The following is a 16,855-nucleotide window of genomic DNA, read 5'->3' as shown; positions in this document are numbered from 1 at the left end:
TGTAATTGGGGGAATTTTTGTGGGAAGAAAAGCAATAATAGATATTGGTTCTAATTCTATAAGATTAATAATTTATAAAATAAAAAATAACTCAACATTTGAAATGTTAAATGAAGCAAAAATGACAATGAGACTAGGAAGTTATTTAACGGAAGAGGATTATTTAGTTGATAAAGGTTTAAATATATTGCTAAATGTATTAAAAGATTTTAAAGATATATGTAAGAGATACGAAGTTTTAAATATATATGTTGTTGCAACAGAAGCTGTAAGAAGAGCTGTAAATAAAAATGATGTGTGTAAAAAAATTAAATTAGAGCTAGGATTAAAGGTAAATATTTTATCTGGATTAGAAGAGGCTAAGTATGGATATTTAGCTGTTAAAAATACAATGAAAGAAAAAAATGCTATTTTGTTGGATTTAGGTGGCTCTAGCATGGAAATTACACTTATGGAAAATGGAGAATTTAAAAACACAATAAGTTTACCACTTGGAAGCATTCCTCTTACTAAAATGTTTAATAATCTTGAAAATAGGGAAATGGAAATTGAACTTAGTAAATTTATTTATGAAAAGTTAGAAGAAATAAAATGGTTAAGGAGAAATAATAATTTAAATGTAGTTGGAATTGGTGGAATTGCAAAGCATATAGGAAGAGTATCTAAAGGTGATGAGGATTATCCAAAGGAATTACTTCATAATTATAGTATTACAAAAGATGAGATTTCTAAAATATATGATAAGCTCTTAAAACTGCCAATTGATAAAAGAGATAATCTTAAGGGATTATCAAAAAAGAGATCTGAAATATTTGCCTCTCCTCTTGGAGCCATTTTATTAATTCTTAAATATTTTAATTCTGAAAAATTTATTATAAGTGCTATAGGACTTAGAGAAGGAATAATTTATGAAAATTTATAGACTAGTGCATAAGGCACTAGTCTTTTTGAATTTTATATTATTTAATTTAAAGTAAAAAACAAAAATTATAAGGGGATTTAAATTTATATTTAAATATAAATTTATTTATTTTACTTCTATTTATGAAGAAAAATATTATAACAAAATAGATTTTAAATTTAATAACTAGTATTATTGACTATTTAAGGGATTAATGGTAAATTATTTTCCGAGAGGGACAATAATTTAATATAGGGGTGTGGGGAAAATATGAAAAAATCATTTCTTATGGTAAATGCTATTATGCTGATGCTTATACTGATTTTTGATGTTTGGTATATGTTTGGTGGTGGATTATTTGCTAAGTCAATTGCTAGTATTTTATTTGTTGGCACAGGGGGTATAAATCTTAATTATTGTATTAAAAATGAAGTAAGTTTAAGATTTCCAATGGGTTTATTTATTGCATTGATATTTGCTATGTTAGGAGACATATTGCTTGTAATTAATTTTTATCTTGGTACAGCAATATTTGCAGTTGGGCATATATTTTATTTTGTAGCTTATTGTATTCTTAAAAAAATAAATACCAAAGATTTAATATGTGGAGGTATTATTTCTGTATTTTCATTATCTGTAATATTATTTACAAGCTTTTTAGATTTTGGAAATGGTTTAATGAAAGGGATATGTTGTGTTTATGCAATTATAATTTCATTTATGGTTGGAAAGGCAATTTCAAACCTATTAAGAGATAGAAATATTACAAATTTAGCAATTGTAATAGGGAGTATTTTATTTTTTATATCAGATTTTATGCTTATGTTAAATAAATTTGGAAATATTCCAGGAACAAATTATATGTGTCTTGCTACATATTATATAGGTCAATTTGTACTTGCATTATCAATATTTGTTTTTGCGTGTACAAATTACTATAAAGAAAGTATAAAGAGCATTATTTTTAGAAGTTTATTAAGTTAACTTATTATTTTAATATTAAAAAAGTCTCCTATATGAGGGTTAAGATTACTTTCATATGGGAGATTTTTAAGTTAATATAATTATTAAAAAGAGGAATTTGATATGAAAAAGTCATTAGCTATTAATTTAATTTTTATATCTATTGGAATTATTATATTAACAGGAGTAGCCTGGAAGAGTATTGAATATATTACTTATGCAATATTATTTATACTTCTAATAGATTGTATTCAGTTGATTAAAAATATAACTAAAACAAATTATAAAGTAATAACATCTATAGAAATTATATTAATTATTTTTAGTATGTTTTTAGGATATACATATACAGTTTTAATTTTAACAATATTATTGTTTGATTTATTTGAAGGAAGGATTATATCATATATAAATATGCTAATATCAATTTTTATATTATATATTACAAGTTTTACTTATGTTGATATTAGAGAATTAATGATTATAAGTTTAACTATAATAATTACCAACTTATATTTATATGAAATAAAAGATAAATTAAATGAGGAAGAAAAGTATAAAAGGTTAAATAAAGTTAGTAATATAAATAAAATAGTTATGGAAAAAAAGATTGATGAGTTAGAAAAATATTTAGACAAAAATAATAGTATAACAATATTAAAAGAACGTAATTTTATAGCGCAAAAGCTTCATGATCATTTAGGACATAGAATAACTGGTTCTGTGATGCAACTAGAAGTTACTAAGGAAATGATAGGAAATAATGATGAAGTAGCTAAAAAATATTTAGATACAGCAATGAGTAACTTAAGAGAAGGCATGGAAGAAATTAGAGAATTTTTAAGACAAGTTAAACCAAGTCAATCTATTATTGGAATTGAAACAATAAGAGAACTTATATTAAAATTTCAATATGTTACTGGAATAGAAACGATATTTTTATGTGAAGGAGATACATCTGCTATTAGATCAATTGAATTTAAGGTTATAGAAGAAAATATAAAGGAAGCTTTAACTAATGCGGCTAAATATTCTAATGCAACAAAAATTAATGTATCAATATTAGTGTTTAACATGTTTTATAGAGTTGAAGTAAGAGATAATGGAAACGGTGTAGAAAGGTTAGCTAAGGGGCTTGGGTTAAGTGGAATAGAAGAGAGGCTAGAAGAAATAAACGGTAGAGTTGAATATTATAATGATAATGGATTTGTAATAAATATGGTTATAAATAAAAGGAGATAAAATGAGCATTAAAGTATTGATTTGTGATGATGATAGTTTAATAAGGGAAAGTTTAAAACTATTGCTTCCATTAAAAGCTGATATTGAAATTGTAGGAGTTGCTGAAGATGGAGAAGAAGCTATAAATATTTGCACTAAGGAAAATGTAGATGTAGCTCTTTTAGATATAAGAATGCCTAAAGTGTCTGGAGTTGAAGCAGTAAACAAAATAGTAAGTAAATCAAATACTAAGTGTTTAATTTTAACTACTTTTGATGAAGAGGATTATATTAATGAAGCAATAGAATATGGAGCTAAGGGATATATTCTAAAAAATAGTACACCAGAACAAATAGCTCAAAGTATTACTTCTGTTTATAACAATACTATTGTAATGAATGAAAATGTATTAAATAAATTTCAAGGAAAAAGTAATCAACCACAGTTTAATAAATATGAATTTACAGAAAGAGAAAAAGATATAATAATTGCAATAAGCGAGGGGCTTAGCAATAAAGAAATAAGCAAAAAGTTATTTATTTCAGAAGGTACAATTAGAAATTATATAACTATAATATTAGATAAAACAAATTTAGAACATAGAACTGCTATTGCAGTTAATTATCTAAAGGGAAATTTATAAATATGACAAATGTAATATAAAAAGGTGATATTCTTCAGTAGGAGGGTATTACCTTTTTTTGTATAATATAAAATGTAAGTAGTAATGGAGGTAAGGTTTATGAAAATGCTTGAAATAAAAAAAATATCTAAAGAATATGGTGATATGATAGCTGTAAATGATATTGATTTAGAAATAAATAAAGGTGAAATTTTTGGAATATTAGGGCCAAATGGAGCAGGAAAAAGTACACTTATAGGAATGATATGCGGACTTATAAAAAGGACTTCTGGAGAAATAATTTATGAAGAAAAAGAAACTAAAACAAGAAGGTTTAAAGAAAATATAGGAATAGTTCCTCAAGATTTTGCACTTTATTGGGACTTAACAGCAGAAGAAAATATTGAATTCTTTTGTTCATTATATGGATTTAAGGGTAGGGATTTAAAAGGAAGAGTTGATAAAGTTTTAGAGTTTGTTGGGTTAACTGACGTAAGAAAGAAAAGGGCATCAGAATTTTCAGGTGGTATGAAAAGGAGATTAAATATTGCTTGTGCTATAGCTCATTCACCAAAGCTTATTATTATGGATGAACCAACAGTTGGAATAGACCCACAATCAAGAAATCATATTTTAAAATCAGTTTTAAAGTTAAGAGATGAGGGAGCTACAGTAATTTATACTTCACATTACATGCAAGAAGTAGATGATATATGTGATAGGATTGCAATAATTGATAAGGGAAATGTAATTGCAGAAGGAACAAGTGAAGAGCTAAAAAATTTAATTGGTGATAAGAGAATTTTTAATATAACTGTTAAAGAGAAGATAGATAATTTTGAAGAAAAATTATTAGAAATAACAGGGATAGAAAAAGTAGTCTTTAGTGAGAATCAGTATAAAATATCAACTATTAAAAATTCTAATTTGCTTACTAAAATAATAGAAACTGCATTAAGTTTAGATGGAGAGATTATTAATATTGAAAATTCTGAACCAACATTAGAAAATGTGTTCTTAGCATTAACAGGTAAGAAACTTAGAGATTAGGGGGCGAAAAATATGCTTTTTGTAATGCTAAAAAAAGAGCTAAAAATGTTTTTTAGATCAAAAGGAAATGTAATAATGCTTTTCCTTTTTCCAATAGTATTAATGACTATTTTAAGCTTGAGTTTAGATAACTTAATGGGTTCACAAATAGAAATATTTAAAGAGAGTGATAAGGATTCTATAGTTTATTACTCAGTAGAAGATAGTTCAAAATATAAAGATGGTTTTTTAATGTTTAAAGACGAAATTAAAAAAGAGATAAATATCGAATTTAAAAAAGTAGAAAATTTAGAAACGGTTAAAGAAAGCATAGATGAAAAAAAGGCAATTGCTTATGTATCATTATATGAAAGTAATTTTGATATATACACATCAAAAAATGGTGATAACATGAAAGCTAAAGTTTTCAAAAGTATGTTAGAATCATTGTTAAATAAATATGGGGCATATGAAGCTATTGGAGAACTAAATCCTAAAGCATTTAAAAGTTTAGTTCAAAATTCTTATGATGAATATGTAGTAAGTGAAGATGTTAATGGGAAAAAGACTGTAACTGCATCAGAATATTATACCTTTGCAGAACTTGCATTAATAATATTAAATGTATCATCAGTTATTGGAGAGTTAGTATATAAAGAAAAGCAACTTAACACAATTAACAGAATAAAAATGTCAAAGTCTAATGAAAAAATTATGATACTTTCTAAAGTGATTTTAGGAACAATAATTAGTTTATTACAAATATTATTAGTTTATATTTATACTAGTTTAGTATTAAAAGTTAATTGGGGTGAAAATACTTTTAAATTTATATTATTATTTGTTGTTTTTGGATTATTTTCATCAATGCTTGGAGCAATTGTAGGTATAGTTAGTAAAACAGATACAGCAGCTAGTGGATTGTTAAATGGTGCAACATTTATAATTTGTGCTTTAGGAGGATGTTACTCAACAAGGGTAATGATTACTTCAATACCTGTAATTAATAAGATTATGTATATTAGTCCTATTTATTGGATTAATACAGCTACTAGCACAATGATATGTGGATTAAAGTCTAATTTATACCTAGTTGCAATAATTATTCCAATTGTTTTATCAATTTTAGTATTAATTTCTTACGTAATTATAATTAAAAAAAGAGGTGAAACGGTAGATGTTTAAAGTGATTAAAAATACATTAAAAATATTAATGAAGAGAAAGAGTTTTTTATTTGTAACATTTGTTTTACCTGCAATCTTAACATTTTTCTTTTCCTATGCAGGAGAGGTAATGGAAACCTTAAATATTGGAATTTATAATAAAGATAAAGGTGAGCTTGGAAAGGCAATAGAAGAAGGATTACAAAATTTAAATGGAGCTAAGATAAGTTTTGTAGATAATGAAGAGGATTATATTAGCAATTTAATTTTTGAAGAATGTTCGGTTGTAGTAATCATAGATGAAAATTTTACAGATGATATTATAAGCGGAAAAGAAAATAAAGTAAAAGTAAAATCAATTAAGGCTGAAGAAGCATCAGCTATAGTAACATCATATTTAGAAGGAGAAGTATCATCATTAGCAATGATATGTAATAATGTAGATATTGATAAAGAAGGAATAAGTAAAGTTTTAGATACTTTTAATTCTTCTAAACCTAAGTATAATTTTATAAATAAAATTAATGATAGTAAAAATCCTTATGTATCAGTAGGAATGGTTTTATATGTTATATTTGTTACAGCAGCATTAAGTTGTGGATTTATATTAGAAGATGAAAGACAAAATACTAAAGATAGAATATTACTTAGCAAGATAAATGAAAGAGAATATTTTGGTGGACAACTAATAGTATATTTTTTAACCTCTTGTATACCAGCTATAGAATATTATATTATTTGTAAATTAACAAATTTTAATTTTGGATTTAAAAATGATTTTATTGTATTAATATTAATGTTTATTTTAGTGTTAATGGCAATTTCATTAGGATTATTTCTTTCATCAATAATTAAAAATAAAGTTATATTTACTTTAGTAATGACTACATTTACTTTACCAGTATTTATGTTAAGTGGAGCATATTGGACTTTTGATATGATGAGTAAAGAAATGCAAAAGGTAGGAAATGTATTGCCAATAAGATGGTTTTATATAATAATTGAAAAACTTCAAGCTAATGAGGGAATTATGAGCATAGTACCATTTGTAGGTTGTATGATATTATTAGTTTTAGTATTTTTCCTATTAAGTATATTTTGTACTAAGAATAAAATTGTGTTAATAAAAGAAGCAAAATAACTTAATTGTATTATAAGTTTAAAATATTTTAATTTAATAGTTAAGTATCTATTAGTTTTTAGATTAGAAAATGAATAACACTTGACGATAATTAATAATAATAGCATAATATAGATAATAAATTTATATTAAATTTGTAGTATTAAATTATTAATTAAAGAAAATTTGAACTTAATTAGTAAGTATTTGTTTACTATTGATAATTTATGAATATTTGGAGATGATACAACTTATGAAATTGGCAGAAGCATTAAATTTAAGAGCTGATGTACAAAAGAGAATTGCATCACTTAAAGAAAGACTTATTAGAAATGCAAAGGTTCAAGAAGGTGATGTTCCAGCAGAAGATCCAGTAGTTTTATTAAAAGAATTAGATGGAAATATTATTGAGCTTGAAAAACTTATAAAAGCAATAAATAAAACTAATAGTTTAACTTATATTGAAGGTGAAAGCATTACAGATATAATTGCAAAAAGAGATGCTTTAGGCTTAAAATTATCTGTTTTAAGAAGTTTTATAGATACAGCATCTGAAAAAATAGATAGATATTCTAACAAAGAAATAAAAATTTTGAGTACTGTAAATGTATCAGAAAAACAAGAAGAAGTGGATAAGTTATCTAAAGAATATAGACTTATAGATACTAAGCTTCAAAGTTTAAATTGGACGATAGATTTGGTTGAATAATTAAATATTTAGATGGTAATTTATAAGGGCGAGCATAAGCTCTGCTAACTGAGGTGTAAATTAGCGCATTATAGCATTACGGAACCAGTGCATGTAATTAAAGTTGAGTTCAGTATTGTTACAAGAGTAAAGTAAAGAATTAAAGTTACAACCATATGCTGACTTATAAATGAGGGTGGGATAGGGATTTAAGGCTCAAGAGTTAATTTTCTTGAGCTTTATTATTTTTTTAAAAATATTTGTAAAACCTTTTCATTAGGTGTATAATTAATCCATAAACACGTGTTTAATAAAGAGGAGAATTTTTTATGAATAGCAATGATATAGCTAAGATTGCAGGTGTTTCTAGAAGCACAGTATCTAGAGTTATAAATAATTATAGTAATGTTCCAGAAGATACTAGACAAAAGGTATTAAAAGTAATAAAGGAGTATAACTATGTTCCTCATGCATCAGCTAGAACGCTTGCAGGGTATAAAAATAGAATTATAGGTCTTTTTATTATTGATATAGTAAAGAGAAGTGGTGGAATTAAAAATAGAATTACAAAAAGTCCTTATTATTTAGAATTTACTAGTTCTGTTATAGAAGCTGCTAGTCAAAAGGGGTATAAAGTTTTAGTTCATATAATACATGATGAGTCAAGATATGAAGAGATTAAAGAATGTTTTTATAATAAAACAATTTCTGGGGGAATATTCATAGGTGAGAATAATGATGATTTAGAAATAAAAAGAATAATTCAAGGTGGTTACAAGGTTGTATTAGTAGATCAAGATACAAGTTTATACAACAAGGATAATAAATGTATAATTGTTAATTCTGATAATTATTCTGGTGCATATAATGCAACTAATTATTTAATAAGTTTAAATCATTCAAAAATTGCTCATATAACAGGAGATATAAAGAAATTTTCTTCTATTCAAAGATTAGAAGGATATAAAAAATCATTACAAGATTCAAATATTGAAATTAGAGATGAATTTATTGTTTTTTCAGAGTTTATTGAAGAAGGTGGATATGATTCAGCAAAAAAAATACTTTCAATGGAGGATAGACCAACAGCCATATTTGCTGCTAATGATAAAATAGCAATTGGTGCAATAAGAGCAATTAAAGAGAATGGTTTAAAAGTGCCAGAAGATATTTCTATAATAGGTTTTGATAATATAGAAGAAAGTAAGTATTTAGAAACACCATTAAGTACTATGCAAATGGAATTAATTAAAATGGCTGAATTAGCAACAAATTCAATTATTGATTCTATTGAAGATAATATAAATATTTTTAAAGCTTATAATGTGCCTACTACATTGGTATCAAGAAAAAGTTGTGAATATTTAAAGAATTAGTTACTTATATATAAGTAACTAATATTTTGAAAGTTGTAAACACGTGTTTATAGTGAGAGGGAGAGTGTTTTTATGGAAAATTATAATTTAGGAATTGATATTGGAGGAACTTTTATTAAATATGCTTTAGTTGATGATAACTATAACATAAAAGAAAAGTGGAAGGTTAAAACTATTAAATTTGAAACAAAAGATGAATTTTATGATTATATATGTTCAAATATAAAACATAATATAGAATTCGATGCTATAGGAGTAAGTGCACCTGGTCTTATTAATGAAAGTTCAGATGTTAAATCATTAGCAGCTCCTAATGTTGTAGTTATGTATAATACTAATATAAATTATGAGATAGAAAAAAGAACTAACAAAAAGGTTAAGTCTATAAATGATGCTAAATCAGCAGGATTATGTGAGTTTAAAATTGGAAATGCACAAGGTAAAAAATCTTCAGCATTTTTAATCATAGGTACAGGAACTGGTGGATGTTTATGTAATGAAAATGGAGTTATATATGGAAAGGACTGTTTTGCAGGTGAGTTCCATAATATACCTTTTATAAACTATAAGACTAATCAAATAGATAAGATTGGTGATTATGCTTCTATGTTAGGATTAATAGAAATTTATAATAGTAAAGTAAATGAAGAAGAAAAAGTTTCTTATGGACATGAAGTATGTAATAAGTTTTTAAATGGAAATAAAGTTGCAGAAGAGTCAGTAAACCAATGGATAAATAATATGGTTGTAGAATTAATTGCAATAACAGTTTTTTATAATCCTGAAGTTATTTGTATAGGGGGAGGAATCTCAGAGGAAGATTGGTTTATTGATAAGGTTAAAAAGTGTTATAAGGAAAAATGTATTGAATATTTAAAGGCTGACTTTATTACCACTGAAATTGATAGATGTAAGTATAATAATGATGCTAATATTTTAGGTGCAATAATTAATGTAAACATTTAGGAAATGAATATATATCTATGTATAAATCGAGGTGAATAAATATGTTTAGCTATGAGATTATACAAAGTTTAAATAGTTTAGAGCTAAGCTTATATGAATATATAATGACAAATAGTAAAAAGGTTATATATATGAGAATAAGGGAACTAGCAGATGAAGCACATGTATCTACAACAACTATTTTTAGATTTTGTAAAAAGTTAAACTGTGAGGGGTTTTCGGAATTTAAGTTAAAATTCAAAATGTATATAGAAGAAAATAATATAAAAAAGATAAGTGATGATACTTCTGAGATAATAAATTTCTTAAAGAATATTGAAAGTAGCGATTTAGATAAAAGACTTGAAAAGTTATGTGATCTAGTTAAAGATGCTAGTACGATTATTTTTCTTGGTATAGGTTCATCTGGTGTATTATGCAAATATGCAGCAAGATATTTTTCTGCAATTGGAAAATTTACAGTTCATATTGATGATCCATTTTTTCCAAAGAACTTTAAATGTAATGATAATTGCTTAGTGATAGCATTATCTGTTTCTGGAGAAACACAGGCGACAATTGAAAATATTAATAGATTTAAGGAAGAAGGATGTACAATAGCTAGTATAACTAATATTGAAAATTGTACTATAGCAAGAATGTCTAATTTAAATTTACCGTATTATGTTCAGCAGATAAAAGCAAATTATAGTGATATAACTACACAAATTCCTGTGCTTTATATGATAGAAAGGGTAGGAAAGAAGTTATATAATGAGTATTTAGTTTAATTAAACTAATTATATAAAATAAAACATCTTGTTACATTTTTGTACTAAATTTAAAAAAAAGAAACATGTTTTTTTAGTTATGTAAACCATTCCTTTAAGAAAAAGGATAGGTTATACTATGGATATAACAGGAAGGGGAGATGAAAAAATGATATATGAAAAATTAGACAAATTCCGAAATGACTTTTTATGGGGGTCAGCATCAGCAGCTTATCAAGTAGAAGGTGCGTGGGATCAAGATGGAAAAGGAAAAAGTGTTTGGGATATATACACTAAAAAAGAAGGGACAACTTATAAAAATACTAATGGAGATGTTGCTGTAGATCATTATAACAGATATAAAGAAGATGTTGCTTTGATGGCAGAAATGGGATTAAAGGCATATAGATTTTCAATTGCATGGACTCGTATATTTCCTAATGGTAGAGGAAAGGTAAATGAAGAAGGACTTAAGTTTTATGAAAATTTAATTGATGAATTAATTGAAAATAATATAACTCCAATAGTTACATTATATCACTGGGATTTACCACAACACTTACAAGAATTATATGGTGGATGGGAATCAAGAGAAATAATAAATGATTTCAATAATTACTGTGTAACTTTATTTAAGAGATTTGGTAAAAAGGTTAAGTATTGGGTATCGTTAAATGAACAAAATGTATTTTTAACATTAGGATATTTAACAGCATTGCATCCACCAGGTGTTAAAGATCATAAAAGAATGTTACAAGCAAACCATATTGCAAATTTGGCAAATGCAAAAGTTATTGAGTCTTTTAGAAAATATGTTTCAAATGGAATGATTGGTCCAAGCTTTGCTTTTTCACCTAACTATTCTTATAGTTGTAATCCACAAGATATTTTAGCAGCAGAAAATTCTGAAGATTTAAACTGTAATTGGTGGCTTGATGTTTATTGTAAGGGAGTATATCCTACATTTGCATTAAAATATTATGAAAAATTAGGAATAGCTCCACTTATAGAAGATGGTGACCTTGAATTATTAAGCAGAGCAAAACCAGATTTTATAGGAATTAACTACTATCAAACATCAACTGTTGCAATGAATCCATTAGATGGTGTTGGAGCTTCAGAAGGAATGAACACTACTGGTAAAAAAGGAACTACAAAGGAAAGTGGAATACCAGGAGTTTATAAAAATGTAAAAAATCCAAGTTTAGAAACAACTAATTGGGACTGGAACATAGATGCAACTGGACTTAGAACTGGTTTAAGAAGATTAACTAGCAGATATGGATTACCTATATTAATAACAGAAAATGGACTTGGTGAATTTGATAAATTAGAAGATAATACAGTAAATGATGATTATAGAATTAAATATTTAAAAGAGCACATAGTAGCATGTAAAGAAGCAATAACAGATGGTGTTGAGCTTATAGGATATTGTACTTGGTCATTTACCGATTTATTAAGTTGGCTTAATGGATATCAAAAGAGATATGGTTTTGTATATATAGATAGAGATGAAAATGATGAAAAGGATTTAAGAAGATTTAAGAAAAAAAGTTTCTATTGGTATAAAGATGTAATAAGTAGTAATGGTGAAAATTTATAAATTTTAAAAAGTATAAAATAAAAATTGATTATAAAGGGAGAGATTAAAATGAAAAAAATATTATTAGTTTGTTCAGCGGGGATGTCAACAAGTTTATTAGTTAACAAAATGAATAATGCAGCAAAGGAAATGGGTGAAGAGGTTTTTATAGAAGCTTTACCAGTATCTGAATGTTCAACTAGAATTGATGAGGTAGATATTGTTCTTTTAGGGCCACAAGTACGTTTCCAAAAACCAGTAGTAGAAAAATTAGCTAATGGAAGAATTCCAGTAGAAGTAATAGATATGAGATCATATGGAATAATGGATGGAAAAACAATATTAAAAAGCACTTTAACTAAAATAAAGTAGAAAACATGGGGTAAGAAATTTATGAGTTTTATGGAGAAATTTCAGTCTCAAATAGAAAGGTTATTAGTTCCACTAGCTAGTAAGTTAAACTCACAAAGACATATTTGTGCAGTAAGAGATTCGTTTATATTAACATTCCCATTAACTATGGCTGGGTCTTTAATGGTTTTACTTAATTTTGTTTTATTATCACCTGATGGGTTTGTTTGTAAATTATTGATGTTAGATAAAATTTTTCCTAACATAGGTGAATGTCAAGCTATATTTACTCCTGTATTAAAAGGTTCAGCGGATATTTTAGCAATAATGATTGTATTTTTAATTGCTAGAAATTTGGCAAAACATCTTAAATCAGATGATTTATTATCTGGATTAACAGCAATATCAGTTTACTTTATAATTTACTCAGACTATGTGAATATAGATGGTGTAAATCATTTAAGTATAAGATTTATGGGAGCACAAGGATTATTTGTAGCTATAATCGTAGGTTTATTAGTTGGAGAATTTATGGCAATATTATCAAAATCTAAGAGATTAGAGATAAAAATGCCAGATCAAGTTCCACCAGCAGTAGCTAGAACATTTAAGTTATTATTACCAATAATAATAATTACTGTTTCATTTTCTATACTAAACTTCTTTATTAAAAAAGTTGCACCAGGTGGATTACATGAATTAGTTTATAATGTAATTCAAACTCCATTAACAAAATTAGGACAAAATGTTGGTTCAGTATTAACTTTAACATTAATATCTCAAAGTCTTTGGGTTATGGGAATTCATGGTCCAAATACTATTGCAGCTGTTCGTGATACAATGTTTGCAGAGGCATCAAATGCAAATATATTACATGCTGTGGCAAATGGTACTTCATGGGGAGCACCTTATCCAGTAACATTTAATGGATTATATGATGCTTTTGGAGCATATGGTGGATCAGGAGCAACACTTGGATTAATAATTGCAATATTTATATTCAGTAAAGCAAAGGAACAAAAAAGTATAGCAAAGCTTTCATTTGCGCCAGGTTTATTTAATATAAATGAGATGGTTATATTTGGATTGCCTATAGTGTTAAATCCAATATACATGATACCATTTATTTTAACTCCAATAGTAAATATAATGATTGGATATTTAGCTATAGTAGTTTTCAAGATAATTCCACCTATAGCATATGGAGTGCCTTGGACAACACCAGGACCTTTAGCACCGTTTTTAGGTACTGGGGGGAATATTGGAGCATTAATAGTAGGATTAGTTTGTTTAGCAGTTAGTGTATTTATATATGCACCGTTTGTAATGGCTGCAAGTAAAGCAGAATTAAAAAACGAAGAAGAAACTAATGACTTAGAAATAAACGCAATTTAATGAATTAGAGGTAATAAATATGAATGGATTAGAATTGATAGCATTTGAAATAATAAGTAATGTTGGAATGGCTAAATCTTTAGCTATTGAAGCATTAAGGGATGTAAGAAATGGAAACTATGAAGAAGGAAAATTAAAATTAGATGAAGCATCACAGTTTCTTATTAAGGGACACCATGCACATGCTGATTTAATACAAAAGGAAGCATCAGGAGAAAAAGTAGAGTTTTCTTTAATTGTTATGCATGCAGAAGATCAAATGATGGCTGCTGAAACTATAAAATCATTAGTTGAAGAAATGATAGAAATGTATAAGGATTTAAAGGAAATAAGATAAAAATAAAAAAACAAACTGAGTTTAATCAGTTTGTTTTTTTGCTATTTTAAAATCTCATAGTATCTAGATGTATCTACAATTACATTTGGGTTGTTTTTAAAGTAGTTAATAATTATTTCTGGCATTTCAATCAAAATTTCATTAAGAACCATGCAGTTCTCATAACATTCATAACCACCAGCTCCACTTGCTCTATAGTTATTCATAACTAAGCTTAAGGTTTTATTATCAGATAATTCTTCGCCTTTATATTTAATAGAAGTAACTCTATTTCCAACATTTTCATTTAAATCAAAAGTATAATTAATATTTGAAAAATAATCATAATTATAATGTTCAACTTTAGGTTTTAAAAATCTTTCAGATATTGTTATATTGCCATCAATATTTTCAAAGTAACTAGCAGCTCTTTCTAAACCTAATTTTAATATTTTTCTATTAACTTCAAGAACAACTAAGGTATTTGGATATGGATAGGTAGATAAAATATCTCTTACAGTAACATTTTTGCTAAATCCTTTTATTATATTTGCAAAAGCTGTACATGATATATCCGCATTACTACATTCTAATTGAATTTGATTTATAAAATTAGCTAAATTTGAACCTTTTAAAGCCATATCTAAATGAGTTGTAGGCTCTAATGCTGTATCTAAAATACCAACAGGTGTATCTAACCATTCTTGAACTTTATTTTCAAGTGGTAAAAATTTATTATACATTTCTTTATTAGGATTTAATTCTATATTTTTTAATGATGAATTAATTTTAATTGATTTATCATCATCTATAGTAAGATTTAATTCTAAAAAGCTTTTACCATTTTGAGGAGTTTGAGCTACATGTGTTCCATGAATTTCTTTATTAGAAATAGGTAAATGTTGGTGACCAGTAAGAAGTACATCGAAGTCAAATTCTTTGCAAATTTTATATGCTATATTTTCTTTTGTAGAGCTTAATTGTTTATGAGATTCTAAGTCATATTCAAATCCACCATGATAAATACCTATAAGTATATCGCAATTATTTTTTACAGTCTCATAATATTTTTTTACAGATTCAAAAGTATCATTAATATCAATATTCTTTATATTTTCAGGACGTTCCCATCTATTAATAAAATCAGTAGTAAATCCAATTAATCCAACCTTTAATCCATTTTCCATTGTTTTTATTTTATAAGGTATTATTGGTAATTCATTAGTTTTATCTATAACATTAGCACAAAGACAAATAGCATTTAAGTTATTTAAATACTTTTTTAAATATTCTTTGCCATAATTAAAATCATGATTACCAAGAGTAATAAAATCATATCCTCCAGCATTTATAATAGTTGATATTGGGTGGATTGAAAACTTAGAATTACTTAAATAATTTGTAAAGGCTGAACCTTGAATAGTATCTCCTCCGTCAATTATTAATGTATTTCCATCTTTATTAAATTGATTGATTATATTAAGTAAACCAATATTTTTTTCATTTCTTTCTATATAATCTGTTGGATAGACATATCCATGAAGATCAGATGTAAAATAAATTTTTAAATTTTTCATTATTAGCACCTCTTCTTTAGTTAAATTTTTAATATTAATATATAATATTTATTTTTACATAAGTCAAATTTGATTACAATACAGGAAAAAATAAAAAATTGACTGAATAAAGCTTGTGTTATAAAATATTTGTAAATCAAAACAATAATATAGGAGAGAAAATTATGAGAAGTAAAACTTTAAATATTGTATATTGTGGTATATTTGCAACAATAACAGCAATACTTTCACAAATTACAATACCAATGCCTGGAGGAGTACCATTTACTTTACAAACTTTTGCAGTTTGCTTAGCAGGAATTATTTTAGGAAGTAAAAGGGGATTTGTATCTATATTAGTTTATTTATTAATGGGAACAATCGGATTACCAGTATTTTCGGGATTTTCAGGAGGGGTTGGAAAAATATTAGGAGCAACAGGTGGATTCATTTTATCATTTCCAATTATGAGTTTTATTATAGGTTTAATTTGTGAAAAAATAAATAATAAAGCTTTAATTTTTTTAGGAATTATATTATCTTCAATTCCTAATTATTTAATAGGTATTTTTCAATTTTCATTAGTAACAGGAACAACCTTTTATAATTCTTTTTTAGTAAGTGTTCTTCCCTTTATTTTAGTTGATATTATTAAGCTAATATTAGCAACTATGCTTGGTTTTATACTAATAAATAATAAATCAATGAAAAAAATTATTAGTTATAATAAATTTTAAGATTTAATACTTTATGAACTCAATAACATAATTTAAGAAAATATAATTAAAGAATAAATTAAAAGTATAATAAACATTAATAAAAAATTATTGTTTAAAGTTAGAATTAACAATAC

Annotated in this window: 17 protein-coding genes; 16 read left to right on the top strand and 1 reads right to left on the bottom strand. The window is 25.8% G+C overall.

The features are described 5' to 3' along the window. The first annotated feature begins 19 nt into the window (after positions 1–19). The 15 genes from QZ321_RS04265 (at position 20) to QZ321_RS04195 (ending at position 14,467) form a co-directional block, all read left to right on the top strand. A complete protein-coding gene (locus QZ321_RS04265) occupies positions 20–922 on the top strand; it encodes a Ppx/GppA family phosphatase (RefSeq protein WP_291749943.1) in 903 nt (300 codons plus the stop codon). A gap of 249 nt (positions 923–1,171) precedes the next feature. Continuing rightward, positions 1,172–1,885 (top strand): lysoplasmalogenase, encoded by a 714-nt coding sequence (locus QZ321_RS04260; protein WP_291749946.1) that lies wholly within the window; start codon positions 1,172–1,174, stop codon positions 1,883–1,885. Positions 1,886–1,987: 102 nt separating this feature from the next. After that, entirely contained in the window at positions 1,988–3,106 is a 1,119-nt protein-coding gene (locus tag QZ321_RS04255) for a histidine kinase (protein ID WP_291749949.1), read from the top strand. A 1-nt stretch (position 3,107) separates the two neighbouring features. Then, positions 3,108–3,728 (top strand): response regulator transcription factor, encoded by a 621-nt coding sequence (locus QZ321_RS04250; protein ID WP_291749952.1) that lies wholly within the window; start codon positions 3,108–3,110, stop codon positions 3,726–3,728. 99 nt (positions 3,729–3,827) lie between these two features. Beyond that, positions 3,828–4,757, top strand: coding sequence for an ABC transporter ATP-binding protein (locus QZ321_RS04245; protein WP_291740840.1), 930 nt, complete (start codon positions 3,828–3,830; stop codon positions 4,755–4,757). Positions 4,758–4,769: 12 nt separating this feature from the next. After that, entirely contained in the window at positions 4,770–5,921 is a 1,152-nt protein-coding gene (locus QZ321_RS04240) for an ABC transporter permease (RefSeq protein WP_291749955.1), read from the top strand. After that, on the top strand, positions 5,914–7,041 hold the full coding sequence (locus tag QZ321_RS04235) for an ABC transporter permease (protein WP_291749959.1): 1,128 nt from the start codon (positions 5,914–5,916) through the stop codon (positions 7,039–7,041). The genes QZ321_RS04240 and QZ321_RS04235 overlap by 8 nt, the downstream gene beginning before the upstream one ends. 232 nt (positions 7,042–7,273) lie before the next feature. Further along, positions 7,274–7,729: a DIP1984 family protein gene (locus tag QZ321_RS04230; RefSeq protein ID WP_291749962.1), complete on the top strand. Its 456-nt coding sequence runs from the start codon at positions 7,274–7,276 to the stop codon at positions 7,727–7,729. Between the two features lie 308 nt (positions 7,730–8,037). Further along, positions 8,038–9,084: a LacI family DNA-binding transcriptional regulator gene (locus tag QZ321_RS04225; protein WP_291749965.1), complete on the top strand. Its 1,047-nt coding sequence runs from the start codon at positions 8,038–8,040 to the stop codon at positions 9,082–9,084. A 72-nt stretch (positions 9,085–9,156) separates the two neighbouring features. Further along, complete coding sequence (locus QZ321_RS04220; RefSeq protein WP_294196275.1) at positions 9,157–10,050, top strand: ROK family protein; 894 nt, start codon at positions 9,157–9,159, stop codon at positions 10,048–10,050. Between the two features lie 41 nt (positions 10,051–10,091). Then, a complete protein-coding gene (locus QZ321_RS04215; protein WP_291749820.1) occupies positions 10,092–10,820 on the top strand; it encodes a MurR/RpiR family transcriptional regulator in 729 nt (242 codons plus the stop codon). Positions 10,821–10,968: 148 nt separating this feature from the next. Beyond that, the gene (locus QZ321_RS04210; protein WP_291749823.1) at positions 10,969–12,405 is read left to right on the top strand and encodes a glycoside hydrolase family 1 protein; all 1,437 of its coding nucleotides are present in this window, start codon (positions 10,969–10,971) and stop codon (positions 12,403–12,405) included. A 48-nt stretch (positions 12,406–12,453) separates the two neighbouring features. Next, positions 12,454–12,756, top strand: a complete 303-nt coding sequence (locus tag QZ321_RS04205; RefSeq protein WP_291749826.1) for a PTS sugar transporter subunit IIB — start codon at positions 12,454–12,456, stop codon at positions 12,754–12,756. Positions 12,757–12,777: 21 nt separating this feature from the next. After that, the gene (locus tag QZ321_RS04200; protein WP_291749829.1) at positions 12,778–14,130 is read left to right on the top strand and encodes a PTS transporter subunit EIIC; all 1,353 of its coding nucleotides are present in this window, start codon (positions 12,778–12,780) and stop codon (positions 14,128–14,130) included. A 19-nt stretch (positions 14,131–14,149) separates the two neighbouring features. Next, positions 14,150–14,467: a PTS lactose/cellobiose transporter subunit IIA gene (locus QZ321_RS04195; RefSeq protein ID WP_291749833.1), complete on the top strand. Its 318-nt coding sequence runs from the start codon at positions 14,150–14,152 to the stop codon at positions 14,465–14,467. A gap of 41 nt (positions 14,468–14,508) precedes the next feature. Here the strand turns inward: QZ321_RS04195 and QZ321_RS04190 are convergent, their stop codons facing one another. Further along, positions 14,509–16,023, bottom strand: a complete 1,515-nt coding sequence (locus tag QZ321_RS04190; protein ID WP_291749836.1) for a bifunctional UDP-sugar hydrolase/5'-nucleotidase — start codon at positions 16,021–16,023, stop codon at positions 14,509–14,511. Positions 16,024–16,187: 164 nt separating this feature from the next. Between QZ321_RS04190 and QZ321_RS04185 the strand changes: the two genes are divergently transcribed. Continuing rightward, positions 16,188–16,739: a biotin transporter BioY gene (locus tag QZ321_RS04185; RefSeq protein WP_291749839.1), complete on the top strand. Its 552-nt coding sequence runs from the start codon at positions 16,188–16,190 to the stop codon at positions 16,737–16,739. Positions 16,740–16,855 lie beyond the last annotated feature (116 nt).

The organism is uncultured Clostridium sp., assembly GCF_910588715.1.
GTDB lineage: Bacteria > Bacillota > Clostridia > Clostridiales > Clostridiaceae > Clostridium.
The sequence above is the reverse complement of the archived record's forward strand: the minus strand, read 5'-3'. Positions and strand labels throughout refer to the sequence as shown.